Below are 22,905 nucleotides of genomic sequence, written 5' to 3'. Positions count from 1 at the left end.
CCTCCTTATGCTTCGTTCGTCACACGGACACCCTGGACATAGATATTCACAGAATCTACTGTGATGCCCAACGTTTTTTCTAATGTATACTTCACGCGTTCTTGTACGTTATGCGCAACTTCTGATATTTTAGTTCCGAAACCGACGATTATATACATATCAATATTCAAACCATCGTCTTCTTGACGAACAATAACACCTTTCGTGTAGTTCTCGCGGCGCAAAATATCGGTCAAGCCATCGCGGATTTGATGCTGACTCGCCATACCTACAATACCGAAATTTTCCTCCGCAGCCCCGCCTGCGAGTGTGGCGATTACATCTGTCGTAATGTCAATTTTTCCAAGTTTTGTTTCCATTTCAATTGTCATCTTTCTAGTTCCTCCTTAATTAAGTAAGGTTGGTAAAAGTGCTTCGCGAAACACGAGCGCTTTAGTTAGCTATTAAAAATTATACTTACATTGCTGTACTTCTCTATTCTACTATATTAACGAGGGGTTGGGAAGGAGTTTGTTGTTGTGACTCTTTTGAAGCGTAGTTTGCTGAATTAGAGTCTCAATATGCATAGGAGCTAGAGCGAGTATGTAATCCTTTAGTTGGTAGGTGACGGTAAACTTAAACTAGCGGGAAATGGAATGGGTATTTTTTCTAACGTTTACGTTCGCTATGCCTGACTGAGTTAGAGCTGCAATATGCATGTGAGCGAAGTGAGGATGTAATCCTTTGGGTTGAGGTGACGGGTATTTTGGATAAATGGAGGATTGGACGGAGAGCTTTTTTAGCGGGGACGCATGCTTGTTTGCTGGGTTTGGATTTTCTGAAGACAAGGCTACCGTCATGTTTTTACTTGTGACTAGTTTTCCATCTTGGGTAGCCCGTCTGATTTGGTGTCTAGCCTCACGGGCTAGCTCCTCGAAAACTTCACAGCCTCCAATAAAAAGCAAGAGCGGCTTTTTACTGCGCCTGCTCCAGTTTTTGTCGGAGCTGGGTGAGCCCGTTCGGTTTTTCGGGCTTGTCCAGCCTCACATGCCAACTCCTCGAAAACTTCGCGCCCTCCGCAAAAATCAAAAGAGGATTTTTACTGCGGCCGCTCCAGTTTTTGTCGGAGCTAACGGGCGTGTTCGGCTTTTCGGGCTGTCAAGTAAAAATTCTTTGCAGGTTTTTCGCTTAAGAGGTTGCAATTGGGGTTTGTTTATGATAAATTATTGTAGTGTATGAAAAACAAAAAGCTATTTTTTATGCGATAGATGATAAGCAGCTTTTTTGAAGTAGCTCTGTAAGGAGGGAAATAACGATGGCAAAAGAATGTGTAATTACAGGCCGTAAGTCTCGTTCTGGTAACAAACGTTCCCATGCGATGAATGCGAGTAAACGTACTTGGAAAGCAAACTTGCAAAAGGTTCGTATTTTAGTAAATGGCAAACCTAAAAAAGTTTGGGTTTCTGCTCGTGCGCTTAAATCTGGTAAAGTTGAACGCGTTTAATAAGAAAATGGATGCAGTGTCTTCGGGCAACTGCATTTTTTCTTGCTACCATAAACAAGCAGGCAATCACATCTCCTCCGCAAAAAGGGATGTGATTGCCTGCTTATTTGTGTACATTGACCGGTTAACACTGTCAAATCTATAACCGCATAAATGTTGCTCCACGGTTGAAAATACGTATTTGGTCACCTGTTCCCTTGCCAATTTTATTGAATATTTCTTTTTCTGTTAGACCTGTACCTTTTGTTTTCCAAGGGTTTAGTGCGGTTAGCTTCCAGTTGCTGTCTATTTTTTGGAGGGTTAGTTCTAATTTTTCTGGCGTCTCTTTGTCGATAAATGTGAAAAGATAGTGAATCTTGTCTTTTTGATAGTAGGCGCCATACAGGTAGTCTTTTCCATCAATTATCTCTTGATAAGTGCTATGATATTTCGGTGGGCTAGCCCCTTTTAATGCAAGTTCTTTTTTTGGCAAAAATATCTTGGATGATGCTTGTTGCAAGTTCGTCAGCTTGTTTGTCTGGACTTTTACTTTTGTTGTCATTGAGGCCATTTGGTGCCGTCGAGCAGGCGCCTAACAGAAAAATAAGACACAGTGAAAAAGTGATAAGTATTTTCTTAGCCATTTAGCGTTCGCCCTTTTCAAGCTTATCTACATTAGAAGCAATGACACCGCCTACTAAAATGGCGATTCCAGGAAATGGATTAACAAAAATAGCACAGGCGATTCCGGTGATTGTCAGAGTCAACCCCGCTTTGTAGTAGCTTTTGCGAATAAGGTATATAAGGCCAATGATTGCGATTAGCATGAAAAAAATCCCGATATACGTCATACTCAGCATAGCGCCATGGATTGGGTTATCTACATTTTTTCCAAGATTAATGAATGTCTGGATTTGGACTAGGACACCTAAAGCAAGTCCGATGATGATGAGAATTAAAGCTATTTTGGATCGCTTTGTAATTAAAACACTGTTATCTTTCATTGGGATCTCCTTCTAGTCGTTACTTTGGATAAATAAAATTAAACCTGTTTGGAATGAAAAAGTGCCTGTTTCTGCGATGAATTCATTGCTCGAAAGGCTGCGCCAAATGGGTATTTTGCATTGGTTAAAGGATATTTGAATCCAGTTAAAGTTAAGCCTTCAACATTTGCCATCGTTGTGAATGCAACGTATTTCTTGTCTGGTAAACGTGAAACGGTGTATTTTCCTGGTGTGTACATTTTGATGTAGTTATAGCGATCAATGAGTTCAATTTTCGCGATATCTGATAAAAAACGAGGTTGCATAAGCATCATTAAATTGGCAAGCAGATGGTCCAGTCGTCCTCCCGTGGCGCCAAAAATGCGGATGGTTTCTGGGTTTTGTTTGAGCGCCCACTGAAGACCTATTTCCGTGTCGGTCTCGTTTTTTTCGGCTGGAAACTCGGTAACAGTTGTAATGGTTTTCAGGTGTTCGAGTTCCGTCCTAGATAACGAATCAAAGTCTCCCATCGCACTGATTGGTGTGATTCCGCGTTCGATGAGACGAATAGCACCGCGGTCTACGCCAATCCAAGGAATAGTTTTGTCATAGATTGTAATATTTGGAAGTTCAGATTCAGGCCCCCCGACCATGATATGTATCGTTTTCATTGGGTGGCTCCTTTCTTTGAGTGTGTGAATAAGCAGTTAGGCGTCTTAAAATCTACAACGACCACCCTTTGGGGCGCAAAGGGCTACTAGCCGTTCTAATTTTTCTTTCGACTAGTCTCCAACAACCTCTCTTAACTTATCCATCGCCTTCTCACGGTTTTTACTCCCATAAATATACGAACCTGCAACGAAAACATTGGCACCTGCTGCGACGCACAGTGGAGCTGTTTTATCGTCTACTCCGCCATCTACTTCAATCTCGATATGCAGATTTTTTTCATCAATTAAAGCTTTTGTCGCTTCGATTTTTGGCAGGACTTCTTTGATGAAGCTCTGGCCGCCAAATCCTGGGTTTACAGTCATAAATAAAATTAGGTCAACTTCTTCTAATACATGTTTAATCATTTCAATCGGAGTCGCTGGATTTAAAACAACGCCTGCTTTGACATCAAATGAACGAATAAGTTGTAATGTGCGATGCAAATGTGGACATGCTTCTACGTGTACAGAAATGTAGTCGGCACCTGCTTTTGCAAAGTCTGGAATATAGCGGTCTGGATTTTCAATCATTAGATGAACGTCCAATGGTAATTTCGTGACTGGCCGAATAGCTTTGACAACGCTCGGTCCGAATGTAATGTTCGGTACGAAATGGCCATCCATAACGTCTACATGAATGTAGTCCGCGCCGTAGCTTTCTACTTCTTTAATGTCTGCTGCAAGGTTTGCAAAATCTGCGCTAAGTATTGATGGAGCAATTTTTCCCATAATTAATACCTCTCTTTTTTGTTTTTTACTTCTGTTAATATTTGCAAGTAATGCTTATAGCGAAATGCGGCGATATCTCCTGCTTCGACAGCGTCTTTTACCGCGCATTTCGGTTCATTTTCATGACTGCAACCGCGGAATTTGCATTCGCCACGGCGACGGTCGATTTCTGGAAAGCAAAATTGAAGGTTTTCCGTTGTTAATTCGTCCATTTCAATGGAGCTAAAGCCTGGTGTATCTGCAATAAAGCCATCACCTATCGTCATTAATTCCACATGACGCGTTGTATGTTTGCCTCGTCCTAACACCATCGAAATCACGCCCGTTTCAATATCTAACTGCGGATTCAAAGCGTTTAACAATGTAGATTTACCAACGCCTGACTGACCTGCGATAACTGCAATTTTCCCAGCGATAACGTCAAAAATGGCATTTTTGTCGAGTTCCGTATTAGTCAATAACACGCGGTAACCAGCTTCTTCATAAATCGCCTTGTATTCTTGGATTTCTGCTTTTCTGGCTTCATCTGCCAAATCCATTTTGCTAATACAAATGACTGGTTCGACGTCCTCTAATTCGATTGCCACTAAAAATCGGTCTGCTAAATTCGTTGAAAAATCGGGTTCGACCGCAGAAAATACAAGCAACGCTAGGTCCACATTGGCAATTGGCGGGCGTACTAAAGCATTTTTACGGGGCAGAAGTTCTAGCACATAGCCTTCTTTTAAATTCTCCGCCTGAAATTCGACATGATCACCAACAAGCGGGGTCAATCCACGCTTCCTAAAATTTCCTCGCGCGCGGCATTGATAGGTTTTGCCATCTGAATATACGTAATAAAAACCGCTTAACGCCTTCATAATTTGTCCTTCCAGAAAAGTCACCTTCATTTCTTAAGAGTTTGGATAGTCAATGGTTTCTTCTAAAATTACTGTGTTATCGCGTACGACTTTATAACCGCCTTGGGTGCCTTCTTCAATATCAAAGCTTAGCGTTTCTGTCGTATCTTTTGTAATATCCATTTCTTTATATGCTGTTGTCATGCTATTATTCTTGTCTTGGATATAGATTTGAATGTGCTGAGGTACTAGTGGGTCTGCGTTTGGATCTTCTGGTTCATACGGGATGTTTACCGTCCGTTTCACCGTCTTCACTTCTTTTTCTTTCGGTCCCTTACTCATAACAACCTCTACCTTATCACCTTTGTTAAGCGAAGCACCCGCTTTTGGATTTTGCGAGATGACTTGACCTGCACCAACAGTATCTGAGTATTCTTCTTTGCTAACTGTAATATCAATACCATTTGAGCTAGCATAATCGTCTAATCCAACTTGATTGAAACCTGACAAATCTTTTAATGTCGTCGGTTGCGGACCTTTGCTTACTGTAAAGTTTATTTCAGTGTCAGCTGCGACTACTTCGCTTCCAGCTGTTGGATCTTGAGAAATAATTGTCCCTGAGTCCACGCTATCGCTGTATTCTTCCGTGTAGCCAACTTTTTTGTAGCCTTGCTGCCCTAATACTTGCTTTACGCTGTCGTAGGATTTTCCAGTATAGTCTTCTACCGTAATTTTCTTTGCGCCAATACTGATGTATAAATTGACCGTAGAACCTTTTTCTTCCGATGCACCAATTTCTGGATCGGTTTCAATGATGTTTCCTTCGTCAATCTTATCGCTATTTTTCTCGAATGTTTCTCCGATGACAAATCCTGCATCTTGTAATTTCTGAACGGCAGTTTCTTTCGTGTCATTCTCGACATTAGGAATCTTCACGGTTGCTGGTGGTCTGCCTATCAGCCATAATGCGACGATAATAATAGCAAAAAGGAAAATGACGGCTGAGATAATCCAAATTTTCTTCTTGTTACTCTTTTTTCTTTTTTGACAGTTTTTTCTTCAGTGTCCGAATTTTCTTCAATGACCTCTGCTACGACGGTTTCATCTAAATTCTGCATCGCATTTTTCGTTGCGATGATTGGAATAGTTTTTGTATCGCCATCTTCCATTGGAAAAATATATTTTGCTTCATTTTGCCGTTCAGGATTTAGCGCCGTCTTTATATCAGCTTCCATTTCTTCTGCGGTTTGATAGCGTAAAAATGGATCTTTAGCTGTCGCACGAATCACGATGTTTTCCAGACTTTGTGGAATCTGTGGGTTTTGATCGCGAATCGATGGAATAGTAGCTTGTAGATGCTTGATGGCAATAGAAACGGCAGATTCACCGTCATGTGGGACTTTTCCAGTGAGCAGTTCATAGAGGACAATACCGAGGGAATAGATGTCTGATTTTTGTGTAGCCATTCCGCCCCGTGCTTGTTCTGGTGATAAATAATGCACAGAGCCTAATAATGAGTTTGTTTGCGTAATAGATGTTTCGGAAAGTGCCATCGCGATACCAAAATCAGTAATTTTGACTACGCCATCATGATCAATTAAGATATTTTGCGGTTTTAAATCGCGATGAACGATATGTGCACTGTGTGCTACGGATACTGCTGATACAATTTGTAGCATGATAGCCACAGCTTTTTCGAATGGGATTGGGTGGTTTTCATTGATGTATTGTTTTAAATCCATTCCTTCTACGTATTCCATTACGATGTAGTGCAAGTCGTTTTCCTCGCCTACATCGTAAATGCTAACAATGTTCGGATGCACTAGGCTCGTTGCCGACTGTGCTTCGCGTTGAAAGCGACGTATCAAGTTGCTTTCGTCCGCTAAATCAATGCGCAAGACTTTTACCGCTACATTGCGATCAAGAATCATGTCATGTGCAAGAAAAACATTGGCCATTCCGCCGCCACCGATTGCGCTGACTACTTTGTAACGGTCATTTATTCGCTTGCCAATCATCATGATACATCCCTACCCTTCTCCCCTAAATTTCTCTCTAAGAGCAAGACCGTAATATTGTCTTCTCCGCCGTTCGCATTAGCTTTGGAGATGAAAATATCAGCCTTTTCTGCCAAGGTTCGCTTGCTTGTCAAAATAGCTTCGATTTCTTGTTCGGTTAGCATGTTGGAAAGCCCATCCGAACAAAGCAATAGTTGGTCTTTGGGATGAAATGGCAAAATAAAGACATCGGTTTCGACATTACCTTCAATGCCTAGCGCACGAAGCAAAATGTTTTTACGTGGATGATTTTGCGCGGCTTCTTTAGAAATTTCGCCTTTTCGGACAAGTTCGTTAACAAGCGAGTGATCTTCGGTTAACTGTTCTAATATACCATTTTTCATTAAATAACCCCGACTATCGCCAACGTTTGCAATGATGATTTGACTGTTTGAAAAAATGGCAGCAACAAGCGTAGTTCCCATTCCCTGTAATGTAGCGTCTTGTTTTGCGTGAGCTACGATTTCAGCATTAACTGTTTGAATTGCTTCGCGAAACCATGCTTCAATTTGAGCCGCTGTTTGCATTTCGGACACTGCTTGCCACATTTCACTAAGCAATCGCACAGCCATTTCACTTGCAACATCACCAGCGCGATGTCCTCCCATACCATCGGCAACAATAACAAGCGGATTTCCTAATTTATTTTCAAAAATACCACCGTTGTCTTCGTTATGATTTCTTATCTTTCCTCTGTCTGTTCTAAATTCTGCATGCATCTGCATTACACCTCACAAAATACCAGAATTGGCATGGAAATAGCCATTCTATAGCTTATTTAATTAGTTTTTTACGAAACGATGCGATGAAAAAGCCATCACTTCCAATATCGGTTGGCACTAGTTCCAGGTAATCTGCTTTCACATAAGCTTGCATTTTCTCTGGAAGTTGTACGCGTTCTAGCTGGAATTCAGGATGTGTTTGTAAGAAAGCTTCGACGACACCACGATTTTCCTGCTGATCAATCGTACACGTGCTATATACTAATATACCATTTTCTTTGAGCAAAGTGCTAACCTCGGCTAAAATTGCTTTTTGAATTTGTGCTAAATTAACGATATCTGCTTCAGTTTTGCTATATTTAATGTCCGGTTTACGGCGTAAAACACCAAAGCCTGTACATGGTGCATCTACTAAAATACGGTCAAAACTTGTAGCTTCGAATTGTTCGGTCGCTTTTCTTGCATCAAGCTCCTTGGTCGTGATATTTGTTAAGTCGAGACGTTTTGCAGCTTTATCCACGAGTTTCGTTTTGTGCGGATGAATATCTAGCGCGATAATTTCGCCAGTGTTATGCATTTTTTCACCGATATGCGTTGTTTTACCGCCAGGTGCAGAACATGCATCTAGCACGCGTAAGCCATCTTCGAGTTGCAAAGCGTGGGCAACAAGCATCGAACTTTCATCCTGAATCGTGCAACGCCCATTATGATACGCCTGAGTTTCAGTGATGGAGCCTTTTTCCATCATGAGTGCTTCTGGAATGTATGGATTTCGCTCAGTTTCAATACCTTGTGCGGAAAGTTCTGCTTGAAGCTCGGCGACGGTCACTTTGTTTTCGTTGACACGTAAGCTTTGTGATGGTGCTTCCATGAAAGAAAGCCCGATTTCGCGTGTTTTTTCAGAGCCAAATTGTGTAATCCAACGTTTGGTTAACCATGTTGGCAAACTCGTTTCGACAGCGATGCGTGTTGTTTCATCAGTAATATCCTCGATTTTTGGTACACCTTTGCGAATAACATTACGCAGAACACCGTTAACAAACTTAGTCACGCCTTCATGTCCGCGATTTCGCGCAATTTCTCCTGCTTCATGCAAAATGGCATGCTCTGGTACTTTATCTAAAAAGGTTAGTTGATACACGGAAAGGCGTAGTAAATTAAGCACCCAGTTTTCTGGTGTTTTTTTTTAAGAAAGGCGCTAAGTAGAAATCAAGCGTGATGCGGCGTTGTGTTGTGCCGTAAACAAGCTCGGTTAATAATGCGCGGTCCATTGGATTTAAGTCGCTTTTTTTCAAAGCATCATTGATTAGTAGATGACTAAATGATTGATTGTTCTCGATTTTTTCAATTAAGTCTAGCGCCATTTCGCGCACTGTTTCTGGTTTTTTCATACGTCACCGAACCTTGTTTCTGTATTTAACTGCTGCCCAGCTCCCGCCATATAGTCAGCTACAGCCATTTTTTGTTTTCCTGCTAGTTGAACGATTTCTGGAACAATCACGGTTTTATCACCTGTTGCAATAGCAAAATCGTGTTTTGTCGTCCGCGCCACTTGTCCTGCTGGTAAAACGGTATCCGTTTCTTCCAAATGCGCCTGCCAAATTTTAAAATTATTTCCGGCAAGCGTCGTATAAGCCACCGGCCATGGTGAAAGGCCACGAATATGGTTGAAAATCGCGCGTCCCTCCCGTGTCCAGTCGATTTTTTCTTGTTCACGTTTAATATTCGGCGCAAACGTCACGTTTTCTGGATTTTGCGGTTCCGGTGTAATTTTCCCAGCTAGAAGATCTGGCAATGTGTCCATCAAAAGCGACGCACCAACCTCGCTCAGCTTCTCAAACATCGTTCCCACATTGTCCTCATCTGTAATCGGAATGCAACGTCGCGCTAACATATCGCCTGCGTCCAGCTTCTCCACCATGTACATAATCGTCACGCCCGTCTCCGTTTTCCCGTCTAAAATCGCATAATGCACTGGTGCACCACCACGATATTCTGGCAAAAGCGATGCATGGACGTTAATACAGCCATGTTTGGGCGCTTCTAACAATACATTCGGCAAAATCTGTCCATAAGCCGCTGTCACAATCAAATCTGCGCCAAGGTCAATCAGTAATGCAAGCTCCTCTGAGTCCCGCAACTTCTCCGGTTGGTACACAGGAAGCCCTCGCGCTACAGCAGCTTCCTTCACTGGCGGTGGCGTCAACACACGCTTACGCCCCACCGCACGATCCGGCTGCGTCACAACCGCAATCACCTCATATTGATCCGCCACTGCCTCTAAAACAGGCACCGAAAAAGTCGGTGTTCCCATAAAAATTATTTTTGTCATGCTCATTTCTCCTTTACATCATCACAAACGGTTGCACATCCATCGTGATCGTCAGTCCTTTGACTTGCTCTTTTTGATAGTGTTGCAAAATATTTTTAAGTTCCACTTTTAGTTGCGGTTCGACTTTATACTTAATCATACATTGATAGCGATATTTATTCTTGATTCGCGCAATCGAACTCGGAACAGGACCTAAAATAATCGCATCAGGTCCCAACTTTCCTTGCAAAAATTGCGTGATTTCCTGAATCGTCCGCACGGCTTTCATCTCATTTTCGTCACTCACATTAATCAGCGTCAAATAATAAAACGGCGGATACGATCCCATTTTGCGAACACGCATTTCATGATGGTAAAACCCTAAATAATCATGCATTTTCGCGTATTGAATACTGTAATGTTCAGGATTATAACTCTGGACAACCACTTCCCCAGTCAACAGATGCCGTCCAGCGCGACCGCTTACTTGCGTCAACAACTGAAACGTTTTCTCCGAAGCTCGAAAATCTGGCAAATGTAGCATCGTGTCCGCATTTAACACACCAACCAGCGTAATATCTGGAAAATCAAGTCCTTTAGCAATCATTTGCGTCCCGAGTAGCACATCGGCTTCTTTATCACGAAACTGATTCAACAGTTTTTCATGCGAACCTTTTTTCGCCGTCGTATCTACATCCATCCGGATTACGCGTGCCTCTGGAATTAGTTTAGCGAGACTTTCTTGTACTTTTTGCGTCCCTGTTCCGAAATAGCGAATTTGCTCACTTTCGCAACTCGGACAATGGTGTGGCACCGCTTCTTGATAGCCACAATAATGGCATTTCATCTGATTGTGCGCTTGGTGATACGTCAGCGAAATACTGCAATTCGGACATTCCACCACGTAACCACAATCGCGACACATCACAAACGACGAGTACCCACGCCGATTCAGCAGTAATACAACTTGTTCTTTCTTCGCCAGACGATCCTTTATTTTCTCCAACAACAACGTGGAAAACTCCGTCCGATTCTCGTTTCGCAATTCCTCACTCATATTCACCACCGTGACTTCCGGAAGCGCAGAATCATTCACACGCGTCGGCAATTCCAGCAATGTGTACCGCTTTTTCCCAGCTCGCGCAAAAGATTCCAGAGATGGTGTCGCACTGCCAAGCACAACCGGGCAGCCATGTCGCTTTGCCCGCTCAATCGCCACATCACGCGCATGATACCGGGGATTATCTTCTTGTTTATAGCTTGTTTCATGCTCTTCATCAATAATAATAATACCTAAATTCAAAAACGGAGCAAACACCGCAGAACGCGCACCAACAACGACTTTGGCTTTTCCTTGCTCAATTTTGCGCCATTCATCGTACTTCTCGCCCGCCGAAAGCGCACTATGAAGGACTGCAACCTGTTTACCAAAACGGCTCTTAAATCGCTCCACCATCTGTGGCGTCAGCGAAATCTCAGGCACGAGCACAATTGCTTCTTTCCCTTCCGCCAAAACAGCTTCAATCGACTGCAAATAAATCTCTGTTTTCCCGCTTCCTGTCACACCGTACAAAAGAAACGTCTCTTGATTCCTCGTTTGCGTAGCATGCACAATCGCATCCCGAGCTGCCTGCTGATCCGGCAACAACGACAAAGGTTTACTCGCTTCAAAATTATGATTCTCGTAAGGATCTCGCGACACATGCTGATCAAAAATTTCAATCAAGCCAAGTGAAGCTACCTTCTGAATCGTGGCATCTGTTGTCTGTACACGTTCCCGCAATTCTTTCATCGTAATAAAATCCCCATCAAACACTTGGAAGAACTGCAAAATCTTAATCTGCGCTTTGGCCGATTTCGAAAGTCCCGCGATGGCATCCTCTAATTGTTGCACCGAACAAAGCGAGCGCACAGCGCGCATCGTCTTTTTCGTCACTTTCGTTTTCACTTGATACACAAGATCTACCGTGCCATTTTTGAGCCATTTTTGTAAAGTTGGTAAAGCGCCAAACTGTTCTGCTTTTTTCCAATCCATCGTTTCGTAGCCCTCAAAAAGCCGTTCTGCCTCATCGTTCGCCATATCCAACAAGACAAAATACTTCTCGTATTTTGCCCTCAACGCCGCAGGTAACATCGCCTGATACGCCGTAATGCGGTAAGCTAGCGTTTCTTCGGCAATCCAATCTCCAAGCGACAACAATTCCTCATTAATCACCGGCGCCAAATCCATCATTTCCCGAATCTCTTTTAATTTCGAGAACTCGCTCGAATCAGACGTCCCAACGACAAACCCTTGCAACACCCGATTTCCAAAAGGAACCGATACCCGCATACCAGGACAAACAATATCGCGCCAAGCTTCGGGAATCAAGTAATCAAATGGGCGGTCAACTTGCATCGCTGGCACATCCACAATAACTTGGGCTATTTTTTGCATATTACTTTTCCTCCAAAAAACGCGCAGCTTGTTCTATAATTTCGCGCGCTACCTCTTGTTTTGACAATAACGGGAAAACCGTTTCGGCATCATCATGTCCGTAAAAAGTTACCTGATTCGTATCCACACCAAAACCAGCACCTATTTGCGCCACATTATTCGCTACAATCATATCTGCGTTTTTGCTATGCAGTTTTTTCAGCGCATTCTCTTTTACATTTTGCGTTTCTGCAGCAAAGCCAATCACGACTTGCGTGTCACGCTTCTTCTGCCCGATTTCCGCCAAAATATCTTTCGTACGCACCATCTCAATCGCAAAATCGCCCGGTTGCTTCTTAATTTTGTGTTCATGGATTACTTTTGGCGTATAATCTGCCACTGCGGCACTCATCACAAAAATGTCCGCCGAATCTTGATGTTTCATCACCTCATCGTACATTTCCTGTGCCGTCTCGATATAGTGCACCGCGACACCGTGTGGCACCGGCAACTTCGTCGATGACGTCACCAATACGACCTCCGCACCATACCGGGCCGCTATTTCCGCAACCGCAAAGCCCATTTTGCCCGTCGAATGATTCGTAAAATAACGCACGGGATCAAGCTTCTCAATCGTCGCTCCCGCCGTAATAACGACCTTCCGTCCGGCAAGCGTCGTATTCTGCCCCGTAAAATAAGCCGTCAAATGCCCAACAATTCGTTCAGGCTCTTCCAAACGCCCACGTCCAATGTATCCGCAAGCCAAATAGCCTTCGCTTGGCTCAATAAAACGAACCCCGTCTGCGTACAGCTGATTAATATTCCGAACCACCGCCGGATGCGCTATCATATGTACATTCATCGCTGGCGCAATCCAAATCGGCGCTTCCGTTGCAAGCAGCGTCGTCGTCACCATATCATCCGCTATGCCGTTTGCCATTTTACCAATCACATTTGCCGTCGCTGGTGCCACAATCACTAAATCCGCCCAGTCCGCCAAATCGATGTGTGCCACAACACCCGAATCTTTCTCATCGAACGTATCCGTATACACATCATTTCGCGACAATACTTGAAACGACAGCGGTGGCACAAACTCCTGCGCACTTTTCGTCATCATCACTTTTACGTTCGCGCCAGCCTGCGTCAATTTACTCGTAAGTGCGACAGCTTTATAAACAGCGATTCCACCCGAAACCGCGAGTAAGATATTTTTTCCACTCAACATCTAGGTCACCTCTTTCACCTTCCCGTTAATTATACCGTTTTAATGCCTGAAAAAACAGTGTTGTGAGTTAGAAAGGTGAAGAAAAAGCTAGGAATCAGTTTTTTCTTCACCGATTCCTAGCTTTACTATATAATATCCACTACATTTATACCATAACCGCAGTCTGTATCATTTCAATATCATCCATTTCCCAAGACTTATCGAAATACTGCTCTGTTGGTCCGTACAAACGCAAATACGTAAACCAGTGGGCATTTCTGTTTGTTTGTACCCAATTGGATTCGTGACCCACAGGCGCTTCTGGCCCAAAATAAATATCGACAGAGCCATCTGCATTAACCTCAATCGCTTTACGTGATGAAATATCTGCATTCTTTTGTTCATTTTGTATTAAACAGCGCGTTGCAGAATCATATACCGTAATCGACCAGAAGTTAACTGCTGGAGGATTAGCTGGAATGCGCAATATATAGTTTTTGCTACCATCAAGCCAGTTCTCTTCACTATCCGTATACGCTCCCAAATACGCTTGACCAACATTTGGAGTTTTTGAAATCATCGCTTTGGAGTATGTTACTGCCTCATAAAAATAAGAAGTTCGCTCAAAGAAATAGTCAAAGTCCTCACCTCTTTGCGAAGATGCAGGGATAATCATGACATAATCCCAATGTTTGTCTTCCCAATGACGCGTTCCAGCAATGCGTTTTGCAAAAGAATTCGACTGTGCCATCAACTCACCCTTTTCTACAGCCGCTGTCAAAACATCCACTTGATGCGGTGTCGGATTAAAAGCATTTTTGCGAACTCCTAAGTTGTCCAACCATTGCGCAAAAATGCGATCGCGATCTTCTACAGATTCCCTTGCAATCATGCTTTGAAGCCGCTCCCAATATAATATTCCTTTTGGAGGACCAGCAAAATACTTCTTACCAGCTGGCGTTAAAATACGTGTCGGCGGGATTGCATCTTTTTTCGCGTACGGATATATTTTCACTTTTTCTACCAAAGCTTTGCAAACATTCGGATCAGGATCAAGTGTCCGTAAGCCAAAGAAAGCATTCATCATCTTACTATGAATTTGATGGTATCCTTGTGCAGCATACACCTCACTATCACCCATCCCTGGAGGAAGCAAGATATACTTACCGCCTTGTCCTTTATCAGGTCCCATTTCTCCGACTGCAGCAACTTCACGCTGCCAAAAATCAGAAAAACCGCCAGCAATATGTCCTTTTGGTATTTCAATTACCATTGGTCCCGTTTTTGCTAGATCAATAAATCCCATGGTGTAGGGTGTCGTTGCGTTCGCCGTAATAATTCCCGCCAAATCCTCATACCCAACATAAGTAACTAAGTCTCCACTCGTTGCCCCAAATTCTTCTTCATGGATTCGTTGCCATTCCGCAAATGTCACAAGTGGCAATCCCCACAAATAAAGCTGCGTTGCTTGATAAAAATCCATTTCCGCAAACAATGTGGCGATAGAATTCCTAGTTGGAAGTTCCCCAATTGTTTGAATGCCTTGTAATGTATCAAATTTTGACTGTTCCATCTTGTTTCCTCCTGTTGATTCATTTTTTGTTATTCACTTTTAAAAATGCTCATCAAGCCGCCGATAATTAATAAAATACCCGATACGACCCAAGCTGTACCGATAAAGAAAAACATCAAAACACCAATCGCTAAAAGAAGAAGTCCCCAAGCCATTGGGCGTTTTGGAATAGAAAGCCCAGCTACTAGCGCCAATGCTGAAAAACCTACGGTAATCCAACCTAACGCTTCCAATTGATTGCCTACTACCCCACTTAAATACGTAAATGTTTGGATATAATCATGCCAATTATCTCCTGAAACAACAAGCCAAATCCCCACAATCAAACCAATTATGGCTCCTGCACAACTAGTGATAACTGCTCCTTTTTTTGCCATATTACTCTCCCCTGACCTATTGAAAATGTTCTATACTTTCTTGATTGCTGGGAAGTGATATTCCCGAGCTATTACACTCTTATCTGGTTGGTACATTCGCATAACAGGACGGAAATCACCTGCTGGCGTCGGCAACCAATTCGCTCGTTTTTTTGGATCTTTGGGCTCTTCTACCGACATATAAATCGTTAATGAACCATCTTCTTCATATTGGATACCTGGTGTTCTATCACCAATAGAGTAACGTTGAATTGGGTTATCTACTAAATAGAAATCAGGTGCATCATACATCGTGATGGACCAAAAAGCATCAACTGGCGGCACTGGATTTAGTGTTAATGTGTAATCATTGGCACCATTTAATGTTTTTTCATCCGCATCCGTCCACGTAGCAACATACGCCGCTTCATATCCATGATTTCCCCATAAACCACCCATTGCAGCAATCGCTCGCTCTACAATGGCTACTTTACGATCAGCTATAATCCACTCAGGACTATTGATTGTTCCAACTTCGAAAAAATCTGCGTTGTAGTCAAAAGAATGGAATGTAAGCCGCCAACCGTTTTCACTGTCTGCAACACCCGATAATAATGTTTTCTTAATCGTCGCAAGTCCCATCACCTGGCCATTTTTCAATGCGTTATATACATCTTTTTCTAGGTGCAGTAACGGTGATTTCTCTCCTTCCGCAAGGCCTAGTGGTAAAAACGTATGCTGTAATTTAACATCTTGCTGTGAAGGTACTAAATCATGCATAGCGACACGTAATTTCTCATAAAATTGAATTTCTTCTGGAATAGTTTCGATAACTTCTGGGAACCCTAGTGGCGCTACATCCGCATTAACCACAGTCAACGTTGTCAAATCTTGAAGTGCAGAGACATTCGGAATATCCGCTTCACCATCGCATACCCAACGCCCAACAATCGATGCAAGGCGCGTTGGCACTTTGATTTGTTTCATATTCTCAGGCACCGTTCCACTCCAACCAGGAGGGGTGAGATAAAAGTCTCCCGCCTTTGTTCCAGTTCCTCTTTTTCCAACATAAGCAAAATTATTCGTCCATGCATCTACAAATTGTAAAACATAGTAACGATCACCGACATCAGGAACATGAAGCACAATCGGGCCCACACTTAAATCAAGTTGCGCCATTGAATAAATCGTATCATTATTAATCGTAACAAATGTATCATCCGGTGTGGCTAGCGTCTTAGCATGACTAAAATGATTAAAAGGTGCTGCTAAATTCGCGCCAATTCCTTCTTCTACATAACGTTTCATCTGTTCCAAATTAAATAGTAACGGAAAACCATAAATATAGGCATCAATGGCAAGTTTTTCAGTCGTGTTTAATTGTTTTTGTATCATAAGTAAAGCCTCCAGTTGTTTATAATGTATTTTGATAACTTTGAAGCGCATCCTGTATTGTTTTCTTCGTTTTACCATCCTCCATCAGAAAATCTAATTTATGCTTTTTTAAAATTGGCTTTCAAATTCCCAGTTACATTGGCAAAATAATATATCACTTTCTGACTGTCTAACCATTCGAGTACTTCTTTTAAGGTTGCAGAAGCAGTCATGTCAATCGTTACAATTGCGCTAGCATCAATAATAACCACTTTTGTATCGCTCTTAATGAATTGTTTAAGTTCACTTGTAAATACATCGATATTACCAAAGAAAAGCGATCCACTATATCTGTAAATGACAGTTTCAGGAATCCGGTGGACAGAAGCCCCTCGCTTCAAATCAAAGTAGCCATCACGCCCATCTATAACTCCTAGTTCCGCAGCTGGCGCCGCCATAGAGCGTAAAATCACATTTACAAAGGATAAGATAAGCCCAAGCAATACCCCCCAGATAACACCAAGGAAAAGCGTCGCAACAGCTGAAATAAGCCAAACGTAAGCTTCCCGGCGCGCACCACCAAACAAATGGCGCAAAATAGAAATATCTACAATACCAATCAGTGCAGCAAATACAATTCCCGAAAGTACTGGTTGTGGCATGTAGTAAAGCAATCCACTAAAAAATGCCACAACCAGCGCAATAATCGTTGCAGCTACAATAGACACAAGCTGCGTCTTCCCATGAAATTGTTCATTTGCTGCGGTCCGAGAAACACTGGCACTCGTAGGTGAACATCCAGATAAGGAAGCCACAAAATTCGACACACCGTACGCAAACAACTCACGATTTCCATTAATCTTATACTTATTTCGCATCGCAAAACTTTCACTCGGAAGTAACGAGCCTGCAAAACAAGCAATGGCTGAAACAAGTCCACCAATTATGCTAATCCCCCATGTCGTAGCAGAAAAGTCCGGTAAATGAAGCGATGGAAAGCCTGACGGAACACTTCCAACAATATCTACGTCATACTGATTCAGCGCCATGAAGTATGATAACATCGTTCCCAAAATAAGCACGATAAGCGCTGTAGGCCATTTAGGTAACGCTTTTTTCCCAAAGATGATGAGTATTATCGCTACAGTCCCAAGCACCAGTGAGACGAGATTGACGTTAGGTAGATGTGTCACAATGTTTGTCACGTCAGAAACGACACTATCGCCACTTGACTTAATACCAATTATTTTTGGAATTTGGCTAATCATAATAGAGACACTTAGACCCGAAATAAAGCCACTTAGCACAGGCTCCGAAATATATTTTGCGAACCTTCCAAGCTTAAGTACAGAAAACAATACTAGAAACAATGCACAGAAAAAAGCAAGAATCGGTGCCAAAGTTATTGCTTCTTTTGAACCAGCTGTTAGTCCGACCGTTCCAATAATAATCGAACCAGTAATCGCACTTGCTGTAGCATCGATACCATAAATCAATTGCGGGGAACTGGCAAAAATAACATAGGCAAGGACCGGTAAAAATGAGGCATACAATCCATAAATCGCTGGAAGACCGGCAACTTGCGCGTACCCCATCGCAACAGGTATGCTAAGTGCCGCCACACCAATGCCCGAGATAATATCATTTCGTAAATAGGATGCTTTATAACCTCCTAACGATAATAAAATATATTTGAACATATCCAATCCCCTTTTTTAGTAGTATTCTTTCGCTATGATTTTTTAGTCAATACAACTTTTTCACCGGTCACATGTTTCAAAATAAGCGCCACTGGGATACAAGCAATCATCATTACAATCGCATACGTCATCATCGCGGGTATAATATCGTAAGAAGCAAATGCTGCTGTTGCAACAGAAAGCGCTACGCCGAAATTTTTAGACATAGATAACAAGGACACTGTTTTTTTATCTTGAATCGTTCCCACCGTACAAAAATAGGTGATAAAGAAATTCGCTAAGACAATAATCCCAAAAATGGATAAAGCATAAAATCCTGTATCAAAAACGCTTTGTAAGTTGGGGAGCATGAAGCATACCAAAACTAAAATCATACTGATTGATGATATTTCGTTCACGCTTTTCAAAGCTTTTTTCGCGATATTTGGTTTCACAGAATTAAGTGTCAAACCGATACCGAGTGGAACAACCACTAAAATAATCAATGTCCAGACGATTTTAGCGACAGGAATTGTCACATTCCCTGGTAAAAACAATGGCGCTGTTAATGGTGTGAAAATAACAACAGCAATAGAAAGCAAGGTCAACATAGCTACCGCACTTGCTCCATCACCACCGCCTAGCTGTACGTTTTTCATACCAGCAGGCGCACCAGCAAACAAATTGATAAGCACCGCAGCAATTATAATCGTCGTTGCCTGTGACTTACTTCCAAAGGACGTCGCCAATCCATTCGTCACTAGCGAAGCAATTAATGGCGCCACAATAATATTAAAAAGAAGACACAAAATCAGCGGTAACGGCCGCTTAAAAGATATAATTAATTGTTTTATCGTAATTGTAAAGCCAATTGCAATCATTGTTGCATACACAAAAATCAACAGAACATAAGGTTGAACTGCCACTAAGATTTGATTTACTTGCTCCATTATCGCCCTCTTTTCTACATGTCAGTCATGTTCGTAAAATAATCCATAGACGGCCTATCTATTTTCGATTTTTTTAATTGTTGAGCTCTTCAAATTAATAAATGTTAGCAGAAACAATAACAAAGTAATATTAATCACTATTATAAAGTTGCAACTATTTAAAAAATATACTATCTAGTAAAAAACATCACATAAACAGCTATATACCAACACTCATAATAAATAAAACTCTGCGCACCAATTACTTTAAACTATATTATAAGCTTATTTTTTTGTCAAATGTAACTTTTAAAACGTTAATTTTTATAACTATGCAACTTTACTTGGAGAAACCATTTTTTATTCGATAGCTATTAAAAATATGCCGTGCATAGCGATTTTGTTTCATTAGTCTATTTGAAAGGATATAAAGAAATTTATTATTTTTAGTGATATATTTTACTTGCCTTTTTTTTATAATCACGCTTCATAAAATAAATTTACAAAAAACCATTTTTCGGAATTAATAGGTCCATTATGTTCATTAAATCCATATAAATAGCCTGATTCCCACCAATCTCGAGAACCAGACTATATCTGTTACCTATCTTTACTTCCAAAAAACCGTATCTTCCGTACTCAAGCGATACGAACCATATCCAGTATCTTTTGCTTTCCCAATCGATACAATCATCACTGGTACATAACGTTCTGTATCCATATCAAAAGCCTCTGCTACTTCTTTTCGCTCAAATCCACCGATTGGATTCGTGTCATAGCCGTATGCACGCGCCACTAGCATCAACTGCATGGCAACAAGGCTTCCGTCAATAATACTCACACGTTCCAATTCCTCGCGTGGTGAGTTCGCATAATACGGTGTTAAAGCCGCCATTTGCTTATCCTTAACGTCTTGTGGCATCAACCCTTGTTCCACTGCGCTACTGAAAATCTTCTCACCATTTTCAAAACTATTCGTATCCCCGAAAATCACAATCATCGCAGCAGACGTGTCATTTTGTTGGGTATTAAAACGAACTAGTGGACGCAATTTTTCTTTACCTTCTGGGCTTTCAACAACGACGAATCGCCATGGTTGCATGTTCACAGAAGACGGAGCGCGCATCGCGTCTGTTAAAATAGCTTCCATTTCTTCTTTGCTAATTTTTACGTCCGCATCATATGTACGAATGGAACGACGGTTTTTGATAATATCTTCAAAATCATTATTTTTAAACATGGTATTACTTCCCTTCTAATGTGCTTAATACTTGAATACGTGGCGCACTTGCGAGCATTGTTCTCACGCTTGCTTGAAAGTCTTGAAAATGCTTGCTTTTATTATGTGTGTCAATGGCTGCTAGGTCTTCCCATTCTTCTAACATGTAATATTCTGTCGTATTTTCTACTGAACAAGTAAGATTGTAACTTATATTGCCTGATTCTGCACGTGATGCTTCAATTAACGGCTGGACCGCTTCGAGAAACGCCGCGATTTGACCTTCTTGCACTTCTAATTTCGCCTGAATGACTAACATCTCGTTTGCCCTTCTTTCTCTTTTTACTAGTTCGATTTTTTTCGAACTACAACACTGTAACATAATCCATTTTGATAGGCAAATAATAATCCTTATGCTATGATATTTTTATGGAAAAAAAGAATCTAACAACCGACCAATTATTGTTATTATTTCAAGCACTTGGCGACCCGATTCGTCTCGATATTTTTCTTTGCTTATTGCAAAAAGGCGAGCGACGCGTCGTCTGTGATAGTTATGATATTTCTAAATCGACCATGTCCCACCATATTAAATTGTTACGCGAAGCTGATTTAATTACCGTCCGGAAAGAAGGTACATCGCATATTTATTCGGTGAATCATGTGTTGTTGGAGAAATATCCTGCGTTTTTTTCTGTTTTCAAAACGGAATAGCAAAAAGGAGCTGGCTATGTATACGCTGCTCCTTTTTTGTATAGCTTATCTCACCAATTCCCAAACAATCGAAGCATCCGGACGTTCGCCGCGAATCCACCATTTAGCTTGGTAGGTTTTTCCGTTATATATGACTTTATCGCCACCATTGTAGGCTTTTGTGCTGTTCCAGTCGGCAATGCCTCCGCCGATTTGTTCCCATGCGTCGCTTTCGCTTGGTTTGTTGCCAAGTGTCCACCATTTCGCGCGGTATTGTTTGTTATCGTAAGTCACCATATCGCCAGCCACATAAATATGTGTGGATGACCATGTGCCTGTTGGGATGACTTCTGCTGGTTTTGTTTTAGCTGTTAGTAAATTACTTGCGGCAGAGCGATTGCCGGATGTGTCTACAGCATAAACAAGATAGTTATATGTTGTATCGCTCTTTAGGCTGATATCTTGGAACATAACGCCTGTTTGTGTTTTGATTTTGACGCCATCTCGGTAAATTTCGTAATAGGCTACGCCGATATTATCCGATGCGGCTTGCCAGCAAAGGTCAATCGTATTAGATGATTGAGCGTGAGTCATTAGCATTTTTGGTGCGGTTGGCTTTTCTGTGTCTGTTGCTGGTTTGACTGCTGTTTTTGCTTGCACGCTGTTACTCCATTCCGAGCGGTTACCTGCAAAATCCTTGGCACGAACGGTATAGGTGTATGTTGTATTTTCTGCTAGGTTTGTGTCTTGGTAGGTCGGTGTTGTTGATTCGCCGATGAATTTGCCATCTCGGTAGATTTCGTAAGATGATACGCCTTTATTGTCTGTTGATGCTTGCCATTTAAGGGATATAGCATTAAATGTTTGTGCGGTTGTTACTAGTTGTGCTGGTTTTGTTGGTGCTTCTGTATCGGGAACGGAACTTCCGCCACTGATATTAGCATCGATTACTTGATAAAATGCGTTGCCTGTATCGGCAATTTCCCAAACACCTAAAATGACATGGTAGCCTGTGTGGTCAGCTGGAATGGTGATTTCTTGAGATGTTTTTGCAGCCGGTGCTGTTCCGTCTGCTTGAATTTTAGTAATAAGTTGCAGTTGATCACGTGTTAGTGGTTTATTAGGATTCCAACCGTTTTTCGTGATGTAGTAGCTCCAACTGCTTGTTTTATGTGGTGCTGTTAGTGTCCATTCGATAGTTGTTTTACCACTTTGAATGTCGACTTTTGACCAGCGATTTTGTGTTTGTTCGTCTAGTAGACTGTATTTACCTCCACCAGCGATTTGACCGTCAAGTGGTCCTTTTTCTGGGAAACCTTTTGGTGCTTCAATGCTTTGTGGTTCCCATTGTGCTGATCCTACGTTTGTGTTAATGCCTTGGCTTGCTAGATAGACACGGCTTGCTGGCTTTGAGATATAGCCGTGTGCGGATGCTTGACCTTGAAAAACAAGCATCGAAATGGCTACTGTTGACGCAAACCCTGCGACTTTGATCCAATTTTTCATATATGTTACCTCCATTATTTTTTCTCCCCATGGCTCTATTGTACTGGAAATTAGCCCATTTGAATAGCTGGATGATGAAGGAAAAACACGGAGAACAAGTCGTATCAAGGCTTTTTAACAACATATATTATTTTGTTCAC

18 protein-coding genes and 4 pseudogenes are annotated in these 22,905 nt (G+C 41.9%); 2 read left to right on the top strand and 20 right to left on the bottom strand.

Going from position 1 to position 22,905, the window contains the following annotated elements; genetic code table 11:
• Positions 1 to 5 precede the first annotated feature (5 nt).
• Positions 6 to 371: an Asp23/Gls24 family envelope stress response protein gene (locus PRIP_RS03680; protein ID WP_036069692.1), complete on the bottom strand. Its 366-nt coding sequence runs from the start codon at positions 369 to 371 to the stop codon at positions 6 to 8.
• Between the two features lie 923 nt (positions 372 to 1,294).
• Here PRIP_RS03680 and rpmB point away from each other — a divergent pair.
• Positions 1,295 to 1,483, top strand: coding sequence for a 50S ribosomal protein L28 (rpmB, locus tag PRIP_RS03670; protein ID WP_036085631.1), 189 nt, complete (start codon positions 1,295 to 1,297; stop codon positions 1,481 to 1,483).
• Positions 1,484 to 1,622: 139 nt separating this feature from the next.
• On the opposite strand, the gene PRIP_RS03665 is transcribed toward rpmB, so the two are convergent.
• The 18 genes and pseudogenes from PRIP_RS03665 to PRIP_RS03580 form a co-directional block, all read right to left on the bottom strand.
• A complete protein-coding gene (locus PRIP_RS03665; RefSeq protein ID WP_159101511.1) occupies positions 1,623 to 2,033 on the bottom strand; it encodes a hypothetical protein in 411 nt (136 codons plus the stop codon).
• Positions 2,034 to 2,106: 73 nt separating this feature from the next.
• Positions 2,107 to 2,466 carry a hypothetical protein gene (locus tag PRIP_RS03660; protein ID WP_036099566.1) on the bottom strand — a complete coding sequence of 120 codons (360 nt, stop codon included), beginning with the start codon at positions 2,464 to 2,466 and terminating at the stop codon, positions 2,107 to 2,109.
• 12 nt (positions 2,467 to 2,478) lie between these two features.
• A pseudogene (locus tag PRIP_RS03655) lies at positions 2,479 to 3,116 on the bottom strand (thiamine diphosphokinase).
• Between the two features lie 111 nt (positions 3,117 to 3,227).
• Positions 3,228 to 3,884 carry a ribulose-phosphate 3-epimerase gene (gene rpe, locus PRIP_RS03650; protein ID WP_036099564.1) on the bottom strand — a complete coding sequence of 219 codons (657 nt, stop codon included), beginning with the start codon at positions 3,882 to 3,884 and terminating at the stop codon, positions 3,228 to 3,230.
• A gap of 2 nt (positions 3,885 to 3,886) precedes the next feature.
• On the bottom strand, positions 3,887 to 4,774 hold the full coding sequence (gene rsgA, locus PRIP_RS03645; protein ID WP_036099562.1) for a ribosome small subunit-dependent GTPase A: 888 nt from the start codon (positions 4,772 to 4,774) through the stop codon (positions 3,887 to 3,889).
• Positions 4,775 to 4,777: 3 nt separating this feature from the next.
• Positions 4,778 to 6,744 (bottom strand): annotated as a pseudogene (pknB, locus tag PRIP_RS03640) (Stk1 family PASTA domain-containing Ser/Thr kinase).
• Positions 6,741 to 7,499, bottom strand: a complete 759-nt coding sequence (locus PRIP_RS03635; RefSeq protein WP_036099561.1) for a Stp1/IreP family PP2C-type Ser/Thr phosphatase — start codon at positions 7,497 to 7,499, stop codon at positions 6,741 to 6,743. The pseudogene pknB and the gene PRIP_RS03635 overlap by 4 nt, the downstream one beginning before the upstream one ends.
• 55 nt (positions 7,500 to 7,554) lie before the next feature.
• Positions 7,555 to 8,893: pseudogene (gene rsmB, locus PRIP_RS03630) on the bottom strand (16S rRNA (cytosine(967)-C(5))-methyltransferase RsmB).
• Positions 8,890 to 9,834 carry a methionyl-tRNA formyltransferase gene (gene fmt, locus PRIP_RS03625; protein ID WP_036099560.1) on the bottom strand — a complete coding sequence of 315 codons (945 nt, stop codon included), beginning with the start codon at positions 9,832 to 9,834 and terminating at the stop codon, positions 8,890 to 8,892. Before fmt ends, rsmB begins: the two are co-directional and overlap by 4 nt.
• Positions 9,835 to 9,847: 13 nt before the next feature.
• Complete coding sequence (gene priA, locus PRIP_RS03620; protein WP_036099559.1) at positions 9,848 to 12,250, bottom strand: primosomal protein N'; 2,403 nt, start codon at positions 12,248 to 12,250, stop codon at positions 9,848 to 9,850.
• A 1-nt stretch (position 12,251) separates the two neighbouring features.
• Positions 12,252 to 13,454 (bottom strand): bifunctional phosphopantothenoylcysteine decarboxylase/phosphopantothenate--cysteine ligase CoaBC, encoded by a 1,203-nt coding sequence (gene coaBC, locus PRIP_RS03615; RefSeq protein WP_077912892.1) that lies wholly within the window; start codon positions 13,452 to 13,454, stop codon positions 12,252 to 12,254.
• A gap of 148 nt (positions 13,455 to 13,602) precedes the next feature.
• On the bottom strand, positions 13,603 to 15,009 hold the full coding sequence (locus tag PRIP_RS03610; protein ID WP_036099555.1) for a DUF1254 domain-containing protein: 1,407 nt from the start codon (positions 15,007 to 15,009) through the stop codon (positions 13,603 to 13,605).
• Positions 15,010 to 15,038: 29 nt separating this feature from the next.
• Complete coding sequence (locus PRIP_RS03605; RefSeq protein WP_036099553.1) at positions 15,039 to 15,386, bottom strand: membrane protein; 348 nt, start codon at positions 15,384 to 15,386, stop codon at positions 15,039 to 15,041.
• 30 nt (positions 15,387 to 15,416) lie between these two features.
• The gene (locus tag PRIP_RS03600; protein ID WP_036099587.1) at positions 15,417 to 16,760 is read right to left on the bottom strand and encodes a DUF1254 domain-containing protein; all 1,344 of its coding nucleotides are present in this window, start codon (positions 16,758 to 16,760) and stop codon (positions 15,417 to 15,419) included.
• Positions 16,761 to 16,779: 19 nt separating this feature from the next.
• Positions 16,780 to 18,439, bottom strand: a pseudogene (locus PRIP_RS03595) (SulP family inorganic anion transporter).
• A gap of 32 nt (positions 18,440 to 18,471) precedes the next feature.
• Positions 18,472 to 19,368 carry a bile acid:sodium symporter family protein gene (locus PRIP_RS03590; RefSeq protein ID WP_036099551.1) on the bottom strand — a complete coding sequence of 299 codons (897 nt, stop codon included), beginning with the start codon at positions 19,366 to 19,368 and terminating at the stop codon, positions 18,472 to 18,474.
• A gap of 589 nt (positions 19,369 to 19,957) precedes the next feature.
• The gene (locus PRIP_RS03585; RefSeq protein ID WP_036099550.1) at positions 19,958 to 20,587 is read right to left on the bottom strand and encodes a nitroreductase family protein; all 630 of its coding nucleotides are present in this window, start codon (positions 20,585 to 20,587) and stop codon (positions 19,958 to 19,960) included.
• A 4-nt stretch (positions 20,588 to 20,591) separates the two neighbouring features.
• Positions 20,592 to 20,885: a putative quinol monooxygenase gene (locus PRIP_RS03580; RefSeq protein WP_036099548.1), complete on the bottom strand. Its 294-nt coding sequence runs from the start codon at positions 20,883 to 20,885 to the stop codon at positions 20,592 to 20,594.
• 110 nt (positions 20,886 to 20,995) lie between these two features.
• Here PRIP_RS03580 and PRIP_RS03575 point away from each other — a divergent pair, with 110 nt between their 5' ends.
• Positions 20,996 to 21,280, top strand: coding sequence for an ArsR/SmtB family transcription factor (locus tag PRIP_RS03575; RefSeq protein ID WP_036099547.1), 285 nt, complete (start codon positions 20,996 to 20,998; stop codon positions 21,278 to 21,280).
• A 45-nt stretch (positions 21,281 to 21,325) separates the two neighbouring features.
• Here PRIP_RS03575 and PRIP_RS03570 read toward each other — a convergent pair whose 3' ends face one another.
• On the bottom strand, positions 21,326 to 22,765 hold the full coding sequence (locus PRIP_RS03570; RefSeq protein ID WP_052008703.1) for a lytic polysaccharide monooxygenase: 1,440 nt from the start codon (positions 22,763 to 22,765) through the stop codon (positions 21,326 to 21,328).
• Between the last annotated feature and the right edge of the window lie 140 nt (positions 22,766 to 22,905).

Source organism: Paenilisteria riparia FSL S10-1204 (assembly GCF_000525995.1).
GTDB classification, from domain to species: domain Bacteria; phylum Bacillota; class Bacilli; order Lactobacillales; family Listeriaceae; genus Listeria_A; species Listeria_A riparia.
This window is presented reverse-complemented; position numbering and strand designations above follow the sequence as displayed.